Annotated in this window: 14 protein-coding genes; 1 reads left to right on the forward strand and 13 read right to left on the reverse strand. The window is 70.0% G+C overall.

Features of this window, described 5'->3' with window-relative positions; genetic code table 11:
• Nucleotides 1-135 precede the first annotated feature (135 nt).
• The 3 genes from fxsB to ABZS61_RS04990 form a co-directional block, all read right to left on the reverse strand.
• Nucleotides 136-2,385 carry a radical SAM/SPASM protein FxsB, inactivated metallohydrolase extension form gene (gene fxsB / locus ABZS61_RS04980; RefSeq protein ID WP_356416211.1) on the reverse strand — a complete coding sequence of 750 codons (2,250 nt, stop codon included), beginning with the start codon at nt 2,383-2,385 and terminating at the stop codon, nt 136-138.
• Nucleotides 2,386-2,440: 55 nt separating this feature from the next.
• Complete coding sequence (locus ABZS61_RS04985) at nt 2,441-2,614, reverse strand: FXSXX-COOH protein (RefSeq protein ID WP_356416214.1); 174 nt, start codon at nt 2,612-2,614, stop codon at nt 2,441-2,443.
• Between the two features lie 412 nt (nt 2,615-3,026).
• Complete coding sequence (locus ABZS61_RS04990) at nt 3,027-3,737, reverse strand: hypothetical protein (protein ID WP_356416217.1); 711 nt, start codon at nt 3,735-3,737, stop codon at nt 3,027-3,029.
• 302 nt (nt 3,738-4,039) lie between these two features.
• On the opposite strand from ABZS61_RS04990, the gene ABZS61_RS04995 reads away from it, so the two are divergent.
• The gene (locus ABZS61_RS04995) at nt 4,040-4,969 is read left to right on the forward strand and encodes a DUF4231 domain-containing protein (protein WP_356416220.1); all 930 of its coding nucleotides are present in this window, start codon (nt 4,040-4,042) and stop codon (nt 4,967-4,969) included.
• Between the two features lie 12 nt (nt 4,970-4,981).
• Here ABZS61_RS04995 and ABZS61_RS05000 read toward each other — a convergent pair whose 3' ends face one another.
• From ABZS61_RS05000 to ABZS61_RS05045, 10 genes are all read right to left on the reverse strand, one after another.
• Nucleotides 4,982-5,461 carry a hypothetical protein gene (locus ABZS61_RS05000; protein WP_356416223.1) on the reverse strand — a complete coding sequence of 160 codons (480 nt, stop codon included), beginning with the start codon at nt 5,459-5,461 and terminating at the stop codon, nt 4,982-4,984.
• Nucleotides 5,462-5,646: 185 nt separating this feature from the next.
• A complete protein-coding gene (locus ABZS61_RS05005; protein ID WP_356416226.1) occupies nt 5,647-6,546 on the reverse strand; it encodes a S1 family peptidase in 900 nt (299 codons plus the stop codon).
• A 267-nt stretch (nt 6,547-6,813) separates the two neighbouring features.
• Complete coding sequence (locus ABZS61_RS05010) at nt 6,814-7,620, reverse strand: DUF1684 domain-containing protein (protein ID WP_356416229.1); 807 nt, start codon at nt 7,618-7,620, stop codon at nt 6,814-6,816.
• Between the two features lie 4 nt (nt 7,621-7,624).
• Complete coding sequence (locus ABZS61_RS05015) at nt 7,625-8,914, reverse strand: NtaA/DmoA family FMN-dependent monooxygenase (protein ID WP_356416231.1); 1,290 nt, start codon at nt 8,912-8,914, stop codon at nt 7,625-7,627.
• A complete protein-coding gene (locus ABZS61_RS05020) occupies nt 8,911-9,987 on the reverse strand; it encodes an LLM class flavin-dependent oxidoreductase (RefSeq protein ID WP_356416234.1) in 1,077 nt (358 codons plus the stop codon). The genes ABZS61_RS05015 and ABZS61_RS05020 overlap by 4 nt, the downstream gene beginning before the upstream one ends.
• 17 nt (nt 9,988-10,004) lie before the next feature.
• Nucleotides 10,005-10,979: an ABC transporter substrate-binding protein gene (locus ABZS61_RS05025; RefSeq protein WP_356416237.1), complete on the reverse strand. Its 975-nt coding sequence runs from the start codon at nt 10,977-10,979 to the stop codon at nt 10,005-10,007.
• A gap of 60 nt (nt 10,980-11,039) precedes the next feature.
• Complete coding sequence (locus ABZS61_RS05030; RefSeq protein ID WP_356416426.1) at nt 11,040-11,792, reverse strand: amino acid ABC transporter ATP-binding protein; 753 nt, start codon at nt 11,790-11,792, stop codon at nt 11,040-11,042.
• A 50-nt stretch (nt 11,793-11,842) separates the two neighbouring features.
• Nucleotides 11,843-12,739, reverse strand: coding sequence for an amino acid ABC transporter permease (locus tag ABZS61_RS05035; protein WP_356416240.1), 897 nt, complete (start codon nt 12,737-12,739; stop codon nt 11,843-11,845).
• 41 nt (nt 12,740-12,780) lie between these two features.
• Nucleotides 12,781-14,622 carry an FAD/NAD(P)-binding protein gene (locus ABZS61_RS05040; protein ID WP_356416243.1) on the reverse strand — a complete coding sequence of 614 codons (1,842 nt, stop codon included), beginning with the start codon at nt 14,620-14,622 and terminating at the stop codon, nt 12,781-12,783.
• A complete protein-coding gene (locus ABZS61_RS05045) occupies nt 14,619-15,485 on the reverse strand; it encodes an amino acid ABC transporter permease (protein ID WP_356416246.1) in 867 nt (288 codons plus the stop codon). The genes ABZS61_RS05040 and ABZS61_RS05045 overlap by 4 nt, the downstream gene beginning before the upstream one ends.
• Between the last annotated feature and the right edge of the window lie 133 nt (nt 15,486-15,618).

Here is a 15,618-nt window from a genome sequence, read left to right on the forward strand (position 1 = left end):
AGAGGGTGCGAGCGAATTCATCATTCCGGAGCGGACCTTGCTCCACCCCCATGGCGTTCGGTCAATCAACGCCGCTTTTCAGTCATCCATACCCAGGTTCGACCGGCGCCTTCGCGATTCACGGCAATCCTGTGGCTATTCGGCCCACTTGTCCCGTGTTTCCTTCATCTCCTCGATGAGCACTCCCACGAGTCGCCTTCCCGCGACCGTGGGCTCGGCCGCTGTCCCGATCATGTCGAGTGCCTGTTCCACACCCTGCATGTAAAGGGGATCAAGAGCGGCAATTGCCACCCGTTCATAGGTGTCGGCCAGCAGCCGGGAAAACGGAACCAATTCCTCCGTCCATGGCAGGCGATGTTCCCAGGCACCGTCCGACGCATAAAGCTCCGTGATGTCGAGAATGGCCCGCAACGTGGTCCGCCGGAGCCCGCGCATCAGTTCGATCGCCAGTTCCTCCGCGTCACCGGTCACCGGGAGACCGATCGCACCGTGACCGGGACGGCGCTCCTCGCTCCGCCCCGTGGTGAGCGGGGTCAGCGTGATCGGGCCGCCTCCCGCAGCCGCGACCGTGGCGGGCGCCGACGCCTCCAGCAGCTCCCAGGCCTCCGCGAGTCCCGCGCCCCACGCCTCGGCCTCCGCCTGCCCGAGCCGGGGCGCGGCCGGAGCGCCGAAGCAGTCCCGGTACGGGTCGAGGTCGTCGAGCACGAAGGAGGGCGTGCGGCCCTGGCCGAGGAGGCGCACCGGAAGCCAGTCGGGTTCGTCACCCGGCCCGTCCGTCACGATCCGCCACTCGGCCCCGCCACTGTCCGGCCGCACCACGAACCCGTCGTCCGTGGCGCGCACCCGGACCGTGCCGGCCTGCCCGGCCCCACCGATCCGCAGCTCGCCGAGTGTGGGCAGATAGAGCCTGCCGTCCCGGTACGGAACCTGCGCCGCCTGAGGGAGACCCGCCCGTACCGCGGCTGCCGCCGCACAGGCCGGGAACCTCAGGGCGTCGTCGACCGCACCGGGCCGTCCTGCGTGCAGGCCCTCGAGCGCGTCCAGCAGCCAGGTCCGCGTGTACGGATGAGCCAGTACCCGGTCGAGCGCCGAGACGCCCCCTTCCGACGACTCCAGTACCGCTGCCAGCTCCCAGGCCTCGTCCCAGCGCGCCCCTCCGCGGCCGTCCAGCTCGGAGTGGAGCCCGGCGAGCAGGGTGCGGGTCAGGTCCTGCTGCTCGGCGGCCAGTTCCTGCGGGTCGGTCACCGCCGGGGGGACCGTGAGGTGGGCGGTGCGTGCCTCGATGCCGCGCACCAGCGCTTCCAGGTCGTGGCAGTACACGGACGGGTTGTCGAAGTCGGTGGCCGAGCTGTAGCGGTGCGTGTAGAGGCCCCCACCGCACGAACGTACGACGGGGCACCGGCGGCACGTCTCGCTGACTCCCGCCAGCCCGAGCTGCCTCGCCCGCACCCCGGGGTGGGCGGCGACGTCGTCGAAGGAGTGCGAGAAGACGTCGAATCCGGTGGCTGCCGCACCCTCGTACGCACTCTTGAGCGAATCCACCTGCTCCAGCTGGCCATCGGTCTCGACGACCACCAGGTCGGTGGGTGCGAGGCCCAGGGACTCGGTGAGGCTGGGGCCGCCGCCCAGGGTGGAGAGCACCGAGGAGAAGAGTCGCACCGGCAGCCGCTGTTCCGGATCCTGCTCCTGCCAGCGGTCGAAGACCGCGAGGAGCCAGTCGGCATAGGCGGTGGGCGAGCCGTCCGGCCGCAGCGGGGGGTCGTCCCAGGTGGCATGCGGCAGAAGGAAGTCGACGCGGGGCGGTTCGAGCTCGGCGAGCGCGTCGAACACGGCGACCGGGTCGTTCCGGATGTCGATGGTGCACAGGAGCCCGAGGTCCAGGTGCCGGTAGCGCTCCTGACGGAGCAGATCCACGGCTCGGAGAACCTGCGGATGGCTGGTACGCCCGTTGGCGAAGCGGCGGTGCCGGTCGTTCGCCGTGCGATCACCGTCGAGCGAGATGCCGACCCTGACGTGGAACTCGTCGAAGAGGTCGAGGTAGCGGGAGCTGAGCTGGACACCGTTGGTGTGGATCCTGAGGTCCAGCTCAGCGACACCGTTCATCGCCGATGTGAGCTCCTCGCAGACACGACGCAGTTGCGCGGGTCCGGCCAGGAGTGGCTCTCCTCCATGCAGGATCACTGACATCGAATCGAGCGCATGCGCCGAGGCATGCTCGGCCAGTCGTCGAGCTGTCCATGAAATGGCTTCGTCAGAGATCGTTTTCGGGCGGGTACGCCAGCTCTGATCTGCGTGTTCATAGATATAGCAATGGTCACACGCGAGATCGCACCTGCTGTGCACCTTGAGTACGATCTCGCGAAAAGGGACCAGGGGTCCTGTCATTCTCCCAGTCTAGCCACGCCAGGACCCCTCTCGGAGCTCGGAGCGGAAGCTTGGCTCAGAGCGCAGAGCTGAAGCTCGACGTCTGGACAGGACGACCCACGGGCGTGCCGAATACCCGGCCGAGCTTCCTGGATGCCTCGATGCTGCGTGCATCGATCTCGGCAAGTGCCACACGACTCTTCTTCATGTGGTCGGAAGCAGACGCGGGGGAGGTTTCGTAGGTCTTCACGGCCGTCCTTGAGGGTCCTTGGAGGGGGTATTTTCGGACACCGACTCGGGCGTCGGAGTCCGCATATTCAGCACGACTTTACTCCCAACCGGTCCCTCTCACACGCCGCCCTGACGTGAAACCTTGCGGTAATGGAGCATTTCGGAGAAGGAAATGCCGGCCGGGGTTCGCCCACCTGGGTGATGAATGAATCCGCAGGCCAAAGCACCTGCGGCCGGGCCCGCTCCGGCGGACGCCGCGGAGGCCACCGCTCCACGGATCCCGCACGGACCGGGAGCACTCCCGGCGTCGACTTCAGGACACTCCCAGGACAACACGCGTTCACTTCCGACCGGTTCACCCGTCCGGTGGCTCCGGGTGGCGGGTCCTGCGCGTGAACGGTCTGCCCGGTCCCTCGCGGCGGGGACGACAGTCAGTCGAGCGGGGCGTGGACGACCCCTCGCGCACCCTTCATGCAGTCCCCTGTGCGCTCATGGCTGTCGCCCACCACGTCGGTCACCCGCACGCGTACGTACAGCGCGTCGACCTTCTCGACGAACCTCTTCGAGAAGGCGCCCACCAGCACCGTCTCGTAGCTTCCGGTCCCCACCAGGGGGAAGCCCCTGCCGAACTCCACGAGCTGGAAGTCCTCGGCCACGACCAGCCCGGCCGCGGTCAGTTCGGCCACGGCCCCGGAGACGTCGACCCACGAGGCGGCACCGGACTCGGTCTCCCCCGCCGGCACCACCCGGCAGTCGAAGGCCTCGATCGCCGCGATGTGCTGACCGCCGTTGAGTATGCCCACCCGCCACGCCTGCGCATCCCCCTTGAGGAGACCCTTGGCCCAGGCTCCCCGCCAGCCCAGATAGGGCCGGACGGTTCGGGCGTACTGGGCCCTGGCCAGTACGGCACCGACCGCGACGGCCAGCAGGCTCCCCAGCGCCTCCATCTCGAGCAGCTGGAGACGCCATGGCCACTGGGTTCGCGCATCGGCCGTCACATTGGCACGGATCGCCTCCCAGAACAGGACGAGGACCAGCAGCCCGAGCAGCACCAGCGGCGCGGTGAAGAGCAGGGGGCTCCGTCGGATCCTGCGCTGCGCCTCGGACGGCGGATCCATAGGGCGTCGGCCTGCGTCGTTCACGCTGTCTCCCCCTGTGGCAGGCCAGACCCGGCTTTCGCGCTCGCGGGTCAACTCGCCTGTATACATGACTAGTTGTCAGACCCTCTCATAGGGCGACGGATCACACGAGAGGGTCGTTCGGGCACGGCCGGCCGGGAGGCGCCATTGCAGTCTGCGGGGAGGCGACCCTACTCTCATGGCCCCGGCAGGCCTCGGCGCATGCGTCCTCCTGAGCCCCGGGCAGCACACCCGGTCGGGCCCCGTGCGGTCGGACCGGCCGTATGACCGACGGAGCATGCCCACAACTGCACACGGGGGTGAACATGACGGCGATTCCCGGGCCACTTCAGTCCATGGTCTTCCGGACCGAGGACCTTCCGGCGCTCTTCCACCACACGGACGCCATCGCCATCGCACGCCAGCGGGAGGCGGTCAACACCACCCGCGGGCAACTGATCCTGCTCGTCCTCGGCACCGTTCCCGGCGCCCTGCCCTGGCACGTCGAGGTCGGTGACTCCTTCCAGCTCCTCGACTCCGTAGCCGTGCTGGCGTATCTCGGCGTTCTGGTCACGACGTACCTCGCCTCGCGGCGCAAGGCCAAGTCGCACTGGCAGCTCAACCGGTCGGCAGCGGAGTACATCAAGTCCAACTGCTGGCGCTACGCGGTCCACGGCTCGCCCTTCGACACCGGCACGCACCATCCGGAAGCCGTGTTCGCCAACCGGCTGGAGGACGGTCTGCAGGAGCTGAGGAAGGTGGGGTGGGACGACCCCCGGGAGGAGATGACGGACGCGGGCGGCGGACTCATCACCGAGTCCATGCGCGAGTTACGGGACAAGGCGTTCACGGTGCGCAAGGAGACGTACATCCGCGACCGGCTGATCGAGCAGCGGCGCTGGTACCGCAGGCGCCGGCAGGTCTCCCGGCGCGGTGCGTTCGTCTGGACGAGCACGATCGCCGCCCTGACACTGCCCGCCCTGGTCCTCGCCCTGCTGCAGGCGTTCGGCACCGCCGGGTCCTTCGCGCTGACGGGATCGCTGTCCGCCGCCGCTGCCGCCTGCCTCGCCTGGAACGAGATGCGCCGCCATCACCCGCTGGTCTCCGCGCACTCGCTGGTGGAGGACGATCTGGAGAACATGCAGGCGGCGATGGAGACCACTCTGGCGGAGCGGCAGTGGGCGGCCGCCGTGTTCGAGACCGAGCGCATCGTCTCCCCCGAGCACACGGACTGGCTCGTCCGGCACCGGATGTGACCGCACGTCGGGTCAGGCCCGCTCCACGCCGTCGCGCCAGATGACCGTGACCGGCCGGCCGAGGCTCCGGGCGTACGTCACGATGTCGCCGGTACCGCCCAGGCCGCGTGCGGGCCGGCCGTCCCACACCGCGAGCAGCCGGTCGCAGTGGTCGGCGATGTAGGCGCCCGCCGCGTAGTAGGCCTCGTCGGTGGAGTGCGGGTAGTCCAGCCGGACCTCGCGGGCCGCCCGGGCCTTGAGCATCCGGTAGCGCGCGAGGTCGGCCTCGTCGGCGAAGCCCTCCTCGTAGTCCCCGCTGGGGATCACCACGGTCAGCTCCGCACCGCAGGCCAGCGCCAGGTCGGCGAACAGCTGGTCGGCTCCGACCGCCAGGCTGGAGAGGGCTTCCGTGGAGCCTTCGAGGCCGCACAGTGCCGCCCGCATTCCTTCCAGCACGTGCGCGTAGGCCTCTTGAGGGATGGAGCGGTGACCGGTCACTCCGATGCGTTTCACGGACCTGGAACCCCCTGGGAGTCTGTGGGGGCCCGGAGGGCATCCCTCCGGACAGGTGCAGCGTCCGCCCCCGTGGTGCCTCTGCGACCGACCGTCCTGACATCCTCTCAAAAGCCGCGGACCGAAGGGGAGCCCCCGCCGGGAATCGGCGGGGGCTCACGGGGGTACGGCCGTTCCCGGCCTTGTCAGAACACGCTGACGCCGTAGGCGCTCAGCGCTTCGGTGACCGGCTGGAAGAAGGTCGTTCCGCCGGAGCTGCAGTTGCCGCTGCCGCCCGAGGTGAGACCGATCGCCCGGGTTCCCGAGTAGAGCGGGCCGCCGGAGTCGCCGGGCTCGGCGCACACGTTGGTGCGGATCATGCCGTAGACGATGTCCCCGCCGCCGTAGTTGACCGTGGCGTTGAGGCCGGTGACGGAGCCGCTGTGGGTACCGGTGGTGGAGCCGCGGCGGGTGACGGACATGCCGACCGTGGCGTTGGCGGCACTGGTGATGTCCTGGCTGCCCACGGTGCCCGACTTGGTGACCGAGGTGTTGGTGTACCGCACGATGCCGTAGTCGTTGGTCGGGAAGCTGGAGCCCGAGGTGGTGCCGAGGACGGTGGTGTGCCCCGAGTTGGACCACCAGGTTCCGGCGCCGTCGGTGCAGTGCCCGGCCGTCAGGAAGTAGTAGGTACTGCCACTGCGGACGTTGAAGCCGAGGGAGCAGCGCCAGCTGGAGGCGTAGATGGCGTCGCCGCCGGAGATCAGCTTGCTGAACGTTCCGGGTGCGCGTTCGATGTCCAGGGCGCCCGCGTTGGCTCCGGCGGACTCCTTGATCCGGTTGATCTCGGCCTGCGAGACGGTGCTGTCGACCGTGACGACGAGGCGCTTGGTCGCGGGGTCGATGTTCCAGGCGGTGCCCGCGATGTCGGCGCCGAGTACGGCGTCCTGGGCGGCGGTGAGCTGGTTGGCGCTGAACGTCCCGGTGGAGTTGGCGTTGGCCGCGGGGACGGCGAGTGCAGCGACGGCGACGAGGCCTGCGGAGACGGCGATCACTCTGCTGCGTCTCGCTGTGCCGCTGCGGGGGGTGGTGCGCTTGATCCTCACTTTTCGTTCCTCCCGAGGGGAATCGGGGGCCCGCCTGTGGGGTGGCCGGACCCGTGAGGCGCAGTCAGCGGGCATGTCCGCATCCAGAAAGCGTTCGAATTCCGGATGCTCCGTGCGCCTGACAAGCGCTGCTCGGGAGTATTGGGCGCGTCAACTCGCCGCGCAAGGGCGCCTTTCGGCCGCGGCGGACGCGCAGCGGGGACGGCCCCGGCAGCTCTGTGGCTGACGGGGCCGGATGGCCGGGCGCTGCGTCGCCGGTGGGACGGGTCAGGCGTCGATGCGGTTCCGCTCCCCCGCCGCAACCGCGACGGCGAGCGTGTTACCGGGCGGCGGGAAGGGGCAGATGAAGTGGTCGGCGAAGGCGCAGGGAGGCAGCAGTGCGCGGTTGAGGTCCACCCTGACCTTGCCGGCCGCGTCCGGGGCCTCGGGCCGCAGGAAGCGGAAGCGGTAGCTGCTGTCTCCGCTGGTGGCATCGGCGAATACGGCCCAGAGCGAGCCGTCGGGCTCGACCGCGACCTGGAGCGTGTGCTCCGCGCCGTCCAGCTGGAAGCCGATCTCGCCGCCGAGGCCCAGTCCTCGCTCGCGCCCGTCGGCGTTCGCCACCCGGACGGTCCGGTCCGAGCCGTACGGGCGGAAGGTGCCCTCCAGTGACCAGCGCGCGTCGTACGGGGTGGCGTCGATGGTCCGGAAGGAATGCCGTGCGGGCGACTGCGGGTCGAAGTCCCTGACCGCCCACAGGCCTTCGCGGCTCAGTACGACCAGCCGTCGCTCGCCCTGCGCCACCCGGGACGTGTCGATCGGCCCGCGGTCGGCGCCCAGGCGGACCTCGCCGGCCAGCGGTTTTCCGTCGACGGTCAGCCCGTCCTCGGCGGCGCCGGTGAGCACCACCTCGTCCCCGTCCTCACGCCACTGCCCCGGCACGGCCGGAATTCGACCGTCCGGGTGGTCGGAGAGCCAGTGGGTGCCCGTGAGGGAGAGTGGTCCGTGCGGTGCCGCCACCGCGACGATGCGCTCCTCGTGCCACCGCTGCCAATCCTGGAAGTCCTGGCTGCCCTGCTGTGCGTCCGTGCTCATGCGATCAACCTTTCCATACCGGCTCGGCCAGACCGAGGTGCGACCGGAGGGTGGAGCCGGTGTATTCGGAGCGGAAGGCTCCGCGTTCCTGGAGGAGCGGGACGACCCGGTCGACGAAGTCGTCGAGGCCGCCCGGTGTGAGATGCGGTACGAGGATGAAGCCGTCGGCCGCGTCGGTGGAGACGAACGTCTCCAGTTCGGCCGCCACCGTCTGCGGGGAGCCGATGAAGGACTGCCGGGCCGTGGACTCGATGACCGTCTGGCGGATGGACAACCCCTTGGCTGCCGACAGTGCACGCCACTTGGCGGCGACGGCCAGCGGATCGGCGACCCGGACCCTGCCCTTCACCAGGCCGGACTCGGGGTCCGGCTCGATGTCGGGGAGGGGGCCGTCCGGGTCGCACGAGGAGAGGTCGCGGCCCCAGACCTGTTCGAGGGCGAGGATGGCGTTCTGCGGGGAGACCTGCTGCCGGCGGATCTCGGCGGCGTTCTCCTGTGCCTCCGCGTCGGTGTCGCCGAGGGCGACGGTGACTCCGGGCATGATCTTCAGGTCCTCGGGCTGCCTGCCGTACTTCGCCAGCCGTTCCTTGACGTCGGCGTAGAAGACCCGCCCGGCCTCCAGGGTGCCGTGCCGGGTGAAGATGACGTCGGCGGCCGATGCGGCGAATTCCCGGCCTTCGTCGGAGTCCCCGGCCTGGATGACGACGGGGTGCCCCTGTGGGGAGCGGGGGACGGTGAACTCCCCGGAGACCTCGAAGTGCGCTCCGGAGTGCGCGAACGGGCGGGACGTCCCGTCCGGTGTCCAGGAGTCCCACAACTCCCGCACAGTGGCGACGAATTCGGCGGCGCGGGTGTAGCGGTCCGCGCGGTCGAGGTAGCCGCCGCGGCGGAAGTTCTCCCCGGTGAAGGCGTCGGAGGAGGTCACGACGTTCCAGGCGGCGCGCCCGTCACTGAGGTGGTCGAGCGTGGCGAGGCGGCGCGCGAGTTCGTACGGCTCGTTGAAGGTGGCGTTGACCGTGGCCGCGAGCCCCAGACGGTCGGTGACGGCGGCCAGGGCGTTCAGGACGGTGAGGGACTCCGGGCGGCCGACCACGTCCAGGTCGTGGATCCGGCCGTTGTGCTCGCGCAGCCGCAGCCCCTCGGCGAGAAAGAAGAAGTCGAACCGGCCGCGCTCCGCGGTTCGGGCCAGGTGCTCGAAGGAGGCGAAGTCGATCTGGCTCCGGGAGCGGGGGTCCGCCCACACGGTGGTGCTGTTGACGCCGGGGAAGTGTGCGGCGAGGTGCATCTGCTTCATGAGGTCGCCCCCGAAGTCCTCGCGAGCGCGTAGCGGTTGGCCGGGCGGGCCAGGCCGAGGTGCTCGCGCAGAGTGCCCCCCGGATAGAAGGTGCGGAACAGACTGCGGTGCTGGAGCAGGGCCACGGTGCCGTTGACGATCCTTTCGAGGTCGCGCTCGGGGGTGATGGGGGTGAGGTGGAAGCCGTCCACGGCCCCGCCCCGGTGCCACTGGGTGATGAGTTCGGCGAGGTCGACCGGGCCGCCCCGGAAGTAGGTCCCCCGCCCGGCGAGTTGCGGACCGCTCTCCAGCCCCGGCTCCGGTGCCGTCTCGGCGTCCCCTAGGTCGACGGTGAGGGCGACCAGCACCCGCAGGGTGTCGGGATCGCGGCCGTGCGCCGCGGCGATGCGGCGTACCTCCGTGCGGAGCGATGCCGCCTGCTCGGGCGAGGTGGCCCGTACGTAGACGACGTCGGCGTACCGGGCGGCGGACTCCCGGGCCGCGCCGCCCGTGCCGTCGAAGACGGTGACGGGCCTGCCCTGCGGTGGCCGGGGCACGATGGCCGGGCCCCGTACGGAGAAGGTGCTGCCCTCGAAGTCCACGTAGTGCAGCTTGTCGCGGTCGATGAACCGGCCGGTGGCGACGTCCCGGATCTCCGCGTCGCCCTCCCAGCTGTCCCACAGCCGGGCTCCGACGTCGGCCGTCTCCCCCGCCTCCTGCCACAGGGCGGCGGCGGGCGCGGCACCGCGCCGGCCGAACAGCCGGGCCTCGGCCTCGGTCGTCGACACGTCGGCGTGCCAGCCGGCCCGGCCTCGGCTGACCCAGTCGAGAGTGGCGACGGCGGACGAGACGTGGAAGGGCTCGGTGTGTGTGGTGGTGACGGTCGGTACGAGACCGATCCGGGTGGTGGCCGGGGCGACCCGGGCGAGCACGGCGAGCGCGTCCGGTCCCGGCCGGGCGAAGGAGTCGCCGAGGGTGACGAAGTCGAGCGCGCCCTGCTCGGCGAGACGGGCGAGTGTGACGTGGGAGGCGGCGTCGTAACGCGGCGGGCCGCCGATCTCGGCGGCCAGATGGAGTGGCCTGGTGGCAGACATTGCGGGACCTCTCGGGGTCAGTTCTTGGCCTTGGGGAGGCCGGGCGGGTTGATCTCCGACTTCTCGACGGCCTCGTTGGACAGACCCCAGCGCTTCAGCACCTTGGCGTAGGAGCCGTCCTGGACGATGTGGTCGATCGCCGCGCCGTAGGCCTCGACCAGGCCGCTGTCCTTCTTCGTGGTGACGGCGATCTTCCCCTGGACTCCGTCACCGCCGCCGGAGAGCGTGCCGACGATCTCGGACTGCCCGGCCGCCGCGACGTGGTAGTTGGCCGAGGGGCTCGGGCCGAGGTAGGCGTCGATCCGGCCCGACTGCAGGGCCAGGTAGTAGTCGGTGTCCTTCTGGAAGTACTTGATGTCCACCGGCTTCCGGCCGGCCTTGACGTTCTGCTCGCTCCAGTCGACGAGGATCTTCTCCTGGTTGGTGCCCGAGGCGACGGAGATCGTCTTCCCCGCCACGTCCTCGGGGCCCTTCACCTTCCAGCCGGACCCCTTTTTGGCCTCGAAGGCGATGTTGTCGAGCCGGTAGGTGGCGAAGTCGTACTTCTCCTTGCGCTCCTCGGTCACGGTGACGTTGGACAGGACGCCGTCGAACTTGGAACTGTCGAGGCCGACGAAGAGGTTCTCCCAGGAGACCTCGTCGAACTGCGGCTTCAGCCCGAGCGTGTCGGCGATCAGGGTCGCTATGTCGATCTCGCTGCCGATCCGGGTCTCGTCATCGGTCGCGTAGAAGCCGAGTGGTGGTGAGGCGTCGGCGCTCGCACCGAGGCGGAGCGTGCCGCGCTCACGGACGGCTTCGGGCACCTTGGCGGCGATGGCGTCGACCTTCTTGCCTCTGATCCGCTTCTGGTCGGGCCCGATGTTGATCCCGGTGTCCTTCTCCCCCTTCGGACGGACCACGTCGGTGGCGGCGTCGCTGGTGCCGCAGGCGGTGAGCAGGCCGGCGGCGGTGAGAGTGGCGAGGGCGACGACGAGGGTGCGGCGGACGGACACGTGACTGCTCCTTGACGGTGGGGAGAGGGGCTGCGGAGGCGTGGGCTGCGCGGGCACGGCTCAGAGGACCTTGGAGAGGAACGCGCGGGTGCGTTCCTGGACGGGGCGGTCGAGTACGTCGGCGGGCGCGCCCTGCTCGACGATCCGCCCCTCGTCCATGAACACCACGGTGTCGGCGACCTCACGGGCGAAGCCGATCTCGTGCGTGACGACGATCATCGTGGTGCCCCGGTGCGCCAGGTCCTTGATGACGTCGAGGACCTCGCCGACGAGTTCGGGGTCGAGCGCGGAGGTTGGCTCGTCGAAGAGCAGCAGCTTCGGTTCGAGAGCGAGCGCGCGGGCGATGGCGACGCGCTGCTGCTGGCCGCCGGAGAGCTGTTTGGGGTACGCCCCCGACTTGTCGGCGAGCCCGACCCGGGCGAGGAGGGTCTCCGCGGTGGCGACGGCGTCCTTGCGGGTGCGGCCGAGGGCCGCGACCGGGGCTTCGATGATGTTCTCGAGGACGGTCAGGTGCGGGAAGAGGTTGAAGTTCTGGAAGACGAAGCCGATCTGGGTGCGCTGGCGCAGGACCTCGCGTTCGCGGAGCTCGTACAGCTTGTTGCCGGACCGGCGGTAGCCGACCAGGGTGCCGTCGACGCTGATCCAGCCCTGGTCGACCTTCTCCAGGTGGTTGATGGTGCGCAGCAGGGTGGACTTCCCCGAGCCGGAGGGGCCGAGGACGACGGTCACCTCTCCCGGCCGTACGGACAGGTCGATGCCGCGGAGCACTTCGAGGGAGCCGAAGCTCTTGTGCACGGCGCGGATCTCGACCATGGCGTCCGTGGTGTTGCCGGGTGCGTCGGTGGATACATCTGTGGGTGCGCTCATCGCACGGCCCCCTTGGCGTAGTGACGTTCGACGTAGTACTGGAGGGCGGAGAGCACCGTGGTCAGGAGGATGTACCAGACCGTGGCGACCATCAGCAGGGGCACGACCCTGCCGTTGCGGCCGTAGACGACCTGGACCTGGTAGAAGAGTTCGCCGATCGCCATCACGGAGACGATCGAGGTGCCTTTGAAGAGGGAGATGATCTCGTTGGCGGCGTTCGGCAGGATGGAGCGCATCGCCTGCGGCAGCACGATCCGCCGCAGTTGCCGCAGCCGGGGGATCCCGAGGGCGGCGGCGGCCTCCAACTGCCCGCTGTCCACGGCCAGTACGCCGCCCCGGACGATCTCCGCGGCGTACGCCGCCTGGTGCAGCGCGAGCCCCAGCACGGCCGCGCTCATCGCTCCGACGAGGTTCATCGTGTCGAAGGAGAAGAAGCCGGGCCCGAACGGGATGCCGAACTGCAGCTCCTTGTAGAGGTAGGCGAGGTTGAACCAGAACAGCAGCTGGACGATGAGCGGGATCGAACGGAACGCCCAGATGTAGGCGTACGCGACGGCCCTGAGGAAGGGGCTGGCCGACAGCCGCATGAAGGCGAGGACGATGCCGAGCGCGAAGCCGATGACCGTTCCGTAGAAGGTCAGCTGGAGGGTGACCCAGACCGCCTTGAGGATGGTCTCGGTGGTGAAGAACTGGGCGAAGACGTTCCATTCCCAGCCGGGGTTGGTGATCAGCCCGTTCAGGAACTGGGCGAGCAGCACAGCGGTGGCTGCGACGGCGACCCAGCGCCAGGGGTGGCGCAGCGGGACGACGGTCAGCTCGGCGAAGCCGGGCCCGTCGTGCGGGGGCGTGCGTACGGTCTCTTTGTCGATGGGTGGATCACTGGTCAGCGGCATTCGGATTCCTTCGGCGACGTGTACGGGAGGAGGTGCCGCACTCACGCGGTGCGGCGGTCACGACAGGAGAGGTCGCGCAGGAACGCGAGCGCCGTGCGGGCGGTGGCGTCGTTCTGCCGGAAGGCGGGGCCGCCGGTGCGGGGCCTGGTGAAGGCGCCGCTCGAGCGTGCGGTGGTGTACGGGCCGAGGGCGAAGCGGCGCGGGTGCGGGCTGCCGTCGACGCCCAGGATCCGGCTGTCACGGGCGTCCACGGAGAGCAGTCCCGTGTCGGTGCCGGCGGCCCCGTCCTCGTACAGTCCGCGCAGGAGCCGGCTGCGGGTGCGGTGCAGGGACGGGTGGGGGAGCCTGGCTTCGACGAGTGCCCGGGCCTCGGTGAACTCTCCGGGCACGGTCGCGCCGGAGGCCCGGAAGACGCCCCGCTCCTCGTCGGCCTCGACGGTGAGCCCGGCTCCGAGGAAGCGGACGACTCCGGCGCGGGACAGGGCGAGGAGCTGGCGCAGCCGTGGGCCGGGCGGCCCGGACGCGAGGTAGCTGAAGAAGCTGTGCCACCGTTCGCCGATGTCGCCGAAGTGGATCAGATGCCCGTAGACGGACAGCAGTCCGAGGAAGACGGCGAGATCGGGGCTGTTGCCGGGGTCGTGGCGGCGTTCCAGGTCGGCGGTGATGTAGTCGCGCAGCCCGTCCTGCAGTGTGTCGTAGGAGGCATGGCGCACTCCGTCCAGCGGGTGGTCGAGCGCCTCCAGGTCGAGCCGGTCGGCGGGGTCGGGAACGGCCGAGGAGACGAGGGCCTGCAGTTCGGGGCTGCCGGGCTCCGCGACGGCGTACTTCTCCTCGAAGTCGCCCCAGCCGACGGCGGTGCGCTCGGGGTGGGTGGTGAAGAGGCGGTGGTAGTGGGCGTGGCCGAGCTCCTTGGTGACCAGCGGCCACAGGTCGCGCCGGAAGTCCACGGGGCCGGGGCGGCTCAGCAGTTCCTGCACCCGGTCGGGCCCGAAGTGCCGTGGCAGGGGCGGCCGTTCACCTGTCCAGGGGTAGCCGATCTTCGAGTGGTACGGGACGCCGCGCCGCGATCCGACGTACAGGACGGGTTCCCGGCCGGAGGGGACGTAGACCCCGTTCTCGTACCGTCCGCCGCGGCCCTCGGTGAGCAGGACCATCAGATCGATGAAGGCGAGCCCGAAGCCGCGGACGATGACCGGCTCGCCCGCGGGCAGCGCCGTCAGGTCGCTGTCGGCGGTGAAGTCGGGTGGCAGGTGGACCAGCCCGTGCCGTGCCGCGAAGTCGCCCAGTTCCCGCTGCTCGGGCTCGAGTTCGGCGTCGAGGTGACCGACGGTGAGGACGACGAGGTCGGCGACGAGGGGCTCGGTGCGCCCGTCGAGCCAGACGCGCTGGCTGCCGTCGCGGGGGCCGGTGATCTGCCGTGCGCGGCCCAGGTGTTCGTGGACGGTGATGCCCGGCGGGAGTGCGGTGAGCGCCTGCTCGTACACCCAGCGCAGATAGGCGCTCTGCAGCCGGCGGCTGGGGAAGTCCTGGGCGCCGAGCCCTCGTATCTCCTCCAGTATCGCGGGGGCGGTGCGGGTCGTGGTCCGCCCCTCTCGGACGTCGGCGGCCCAGGTGTGCAGGGCGGGACCGGGCCGTACGGGACCGTCCTGCTGCACCGTGTCGTCGGTGAACATCGTGACGTCCTCGGCCATGGAGTTCATCCAGAGCAGCGGGGACTGGTCCTGCCGCCAGATCCGGCCGCCGCCGGGGGGATACGGGTCGACGAGGTGGATGTCCAGGCGCCGGTCCCCGTACAGGTCGGCCGCGTTGGCGGCGATGCGTTCGATGACGCCGGTGCCGCGCGGTCCGCCGCCGATGATGACGAGGGTCGGTGCGCCGCTCATCGGGCGTCTGCCGTGCCGCGTGCGTAGTGGCGTTCGACGTAGTACTGCCCGATGGACAGGAGGGAGGTGACGGCGATGTACCAGAGGGTGGCGACCAGCAGCAGCGGGATGACTTCGTAGGTGCGGTGGTAGACGAGCTGCACCGAGTAGAGCAGGTCCTGCACGGCGATGATGCTGACGATCGAGGTGCCCTTGAGCGTGCCGATCAGCATGTTCCCGGCGGGCGGGACGATGGAGCGCATGGCCTGCGGCAGCACGATCCGCCGGAGCCGGCGCCACGGGCCGAGGCCGAGCGACTGGGCGGCCTCCAGCTGTCCGCGCTCGACGGAGAGGATGCCGCCGCGGACCACTTCGGCGGCGTACGCGGCTTCGTGGAGGGTGAGTCCGATGACGGCGACGGCGACGGGTCCGAGGATGTTCACCGTGCTGACGCCGAGGACCTGCGGGTACAGCGCGCCGATGTTGAACCAGAAGAGCAGCTGGACCAGGATCGGAGTGGACCTGAACAGCCAGATGTATCCCCAGCTGACGGCCTGCAGCACACGGTTGCCGGAGAGCCTGAGCACGGCGAGGAGCGTCCCGAGGGCGAAGCCAAGCACCATCACGAGTGCGGTGAGCCACAGGGTGAGCCCGAGGCCGCGCAGCACGGAGGCGGTGGTGAGGTAGTCGCCGACGACGTCCCACTGGAACGCGTCGTTGCGGATGACCGAGCTCAACGCGCCGGCGACGAGCAGCAGGACGACAACGGCCGCAGCCCACTGCCCTGTTCGCCGTACGGGGACGATGCGTGGGGCGGAGGCTTCGTCGTGCTGGGCGGGTGGGGCCGGAAGTGGTGGCGGGAGGGTATCTGTCTGCGCAGACATGCGAAGGCTCCGTGGATGCAGAGATCGAACACGGGATGTGCCTTCAGCAGAAACACGACGTGGACCGGGCCCCTCAGCGCCGGTCCGGTTCCGAGACAACCGCTGTTCAGGGCCAGTTGTCAAGCCTGTCCAC

The sequence above is a fragment of the Streptomyces sp. NPDC005566 genome (genome assembly GCF_040605575.1).
Taxonomy (GTDB): domain Bacteria; phylum Actinomycetota; class Actinomycetes; order Streptomycetales; family Streptomycetaceae; genus Streptomyces.

Bases quoted from the DNA above. Each gene is read 5' to 3' on its own strand.
- ABZS61_RS05010 (WP_356416229.1), bottom strand. From the start codon at position 7,620: ATGAGCACGGACGCACAGCAGGGCAGCCAGGACTTCCAGGATTGGCAG.
- ABZS61_RS05040 (WP_356416243.1), bottom strand. From the start codon at position 14,622: ATGAGCGGCGCACCGACCCTCGTCATCATCGGCGGCGGACCGCGCGGC.
- ABZS61_RS05030 (WP_356416426.1), bottom strand. From the start codon at position 11,792: ATGGTCGAGATCCGCGCCGTGCACAAGAGCTTCGGCTCCCTCGAAGTG.
- fxsB (WP_356416211.1), bottom strand. From the start codon at position 2,385: ATGACAGGACCCCTGGTCCCTTTTCGCGAGATCGTACTCAAGGTGCAC.
- ABZS61_RS04995 (WP_356416220.1), top strand. From the start codon at position 4,040: ATGACGGCGATTCCCGGGCCACTTCAGTCCATGGTCTTCCGGACCGAG.
- ABZS61_RS05045 (WP_356416246.1), bottom strand. From the start codon at position 15,485: ATGTCTGCGCAGACAGATACCCTCCCGCCACCACTTCCGGCCCCACCC.
- ABZS61_RS05020 (WP_356416234.1), bottom strand. From the start codon at position 9,987: ATGTCTGCCACCAGGCCACTCCATCTGGCCGCCGAGATCGGCGGCCCG.
- ABZS61_RS05015 (WP_356416231.1), bottom strand. From the start codon at position 8,914: ATGAAGCAGATGCACCTCGCCGCACACTTCCCCGGCGTCAACAGCACC.
- ABZS61_RS05035 (WP_356416240.1), bottom strand. From the start codon at position 12,739: ATGCCGCTGACCAGTGATCCACCCATCGACAAAGAGACCGTACGCACG.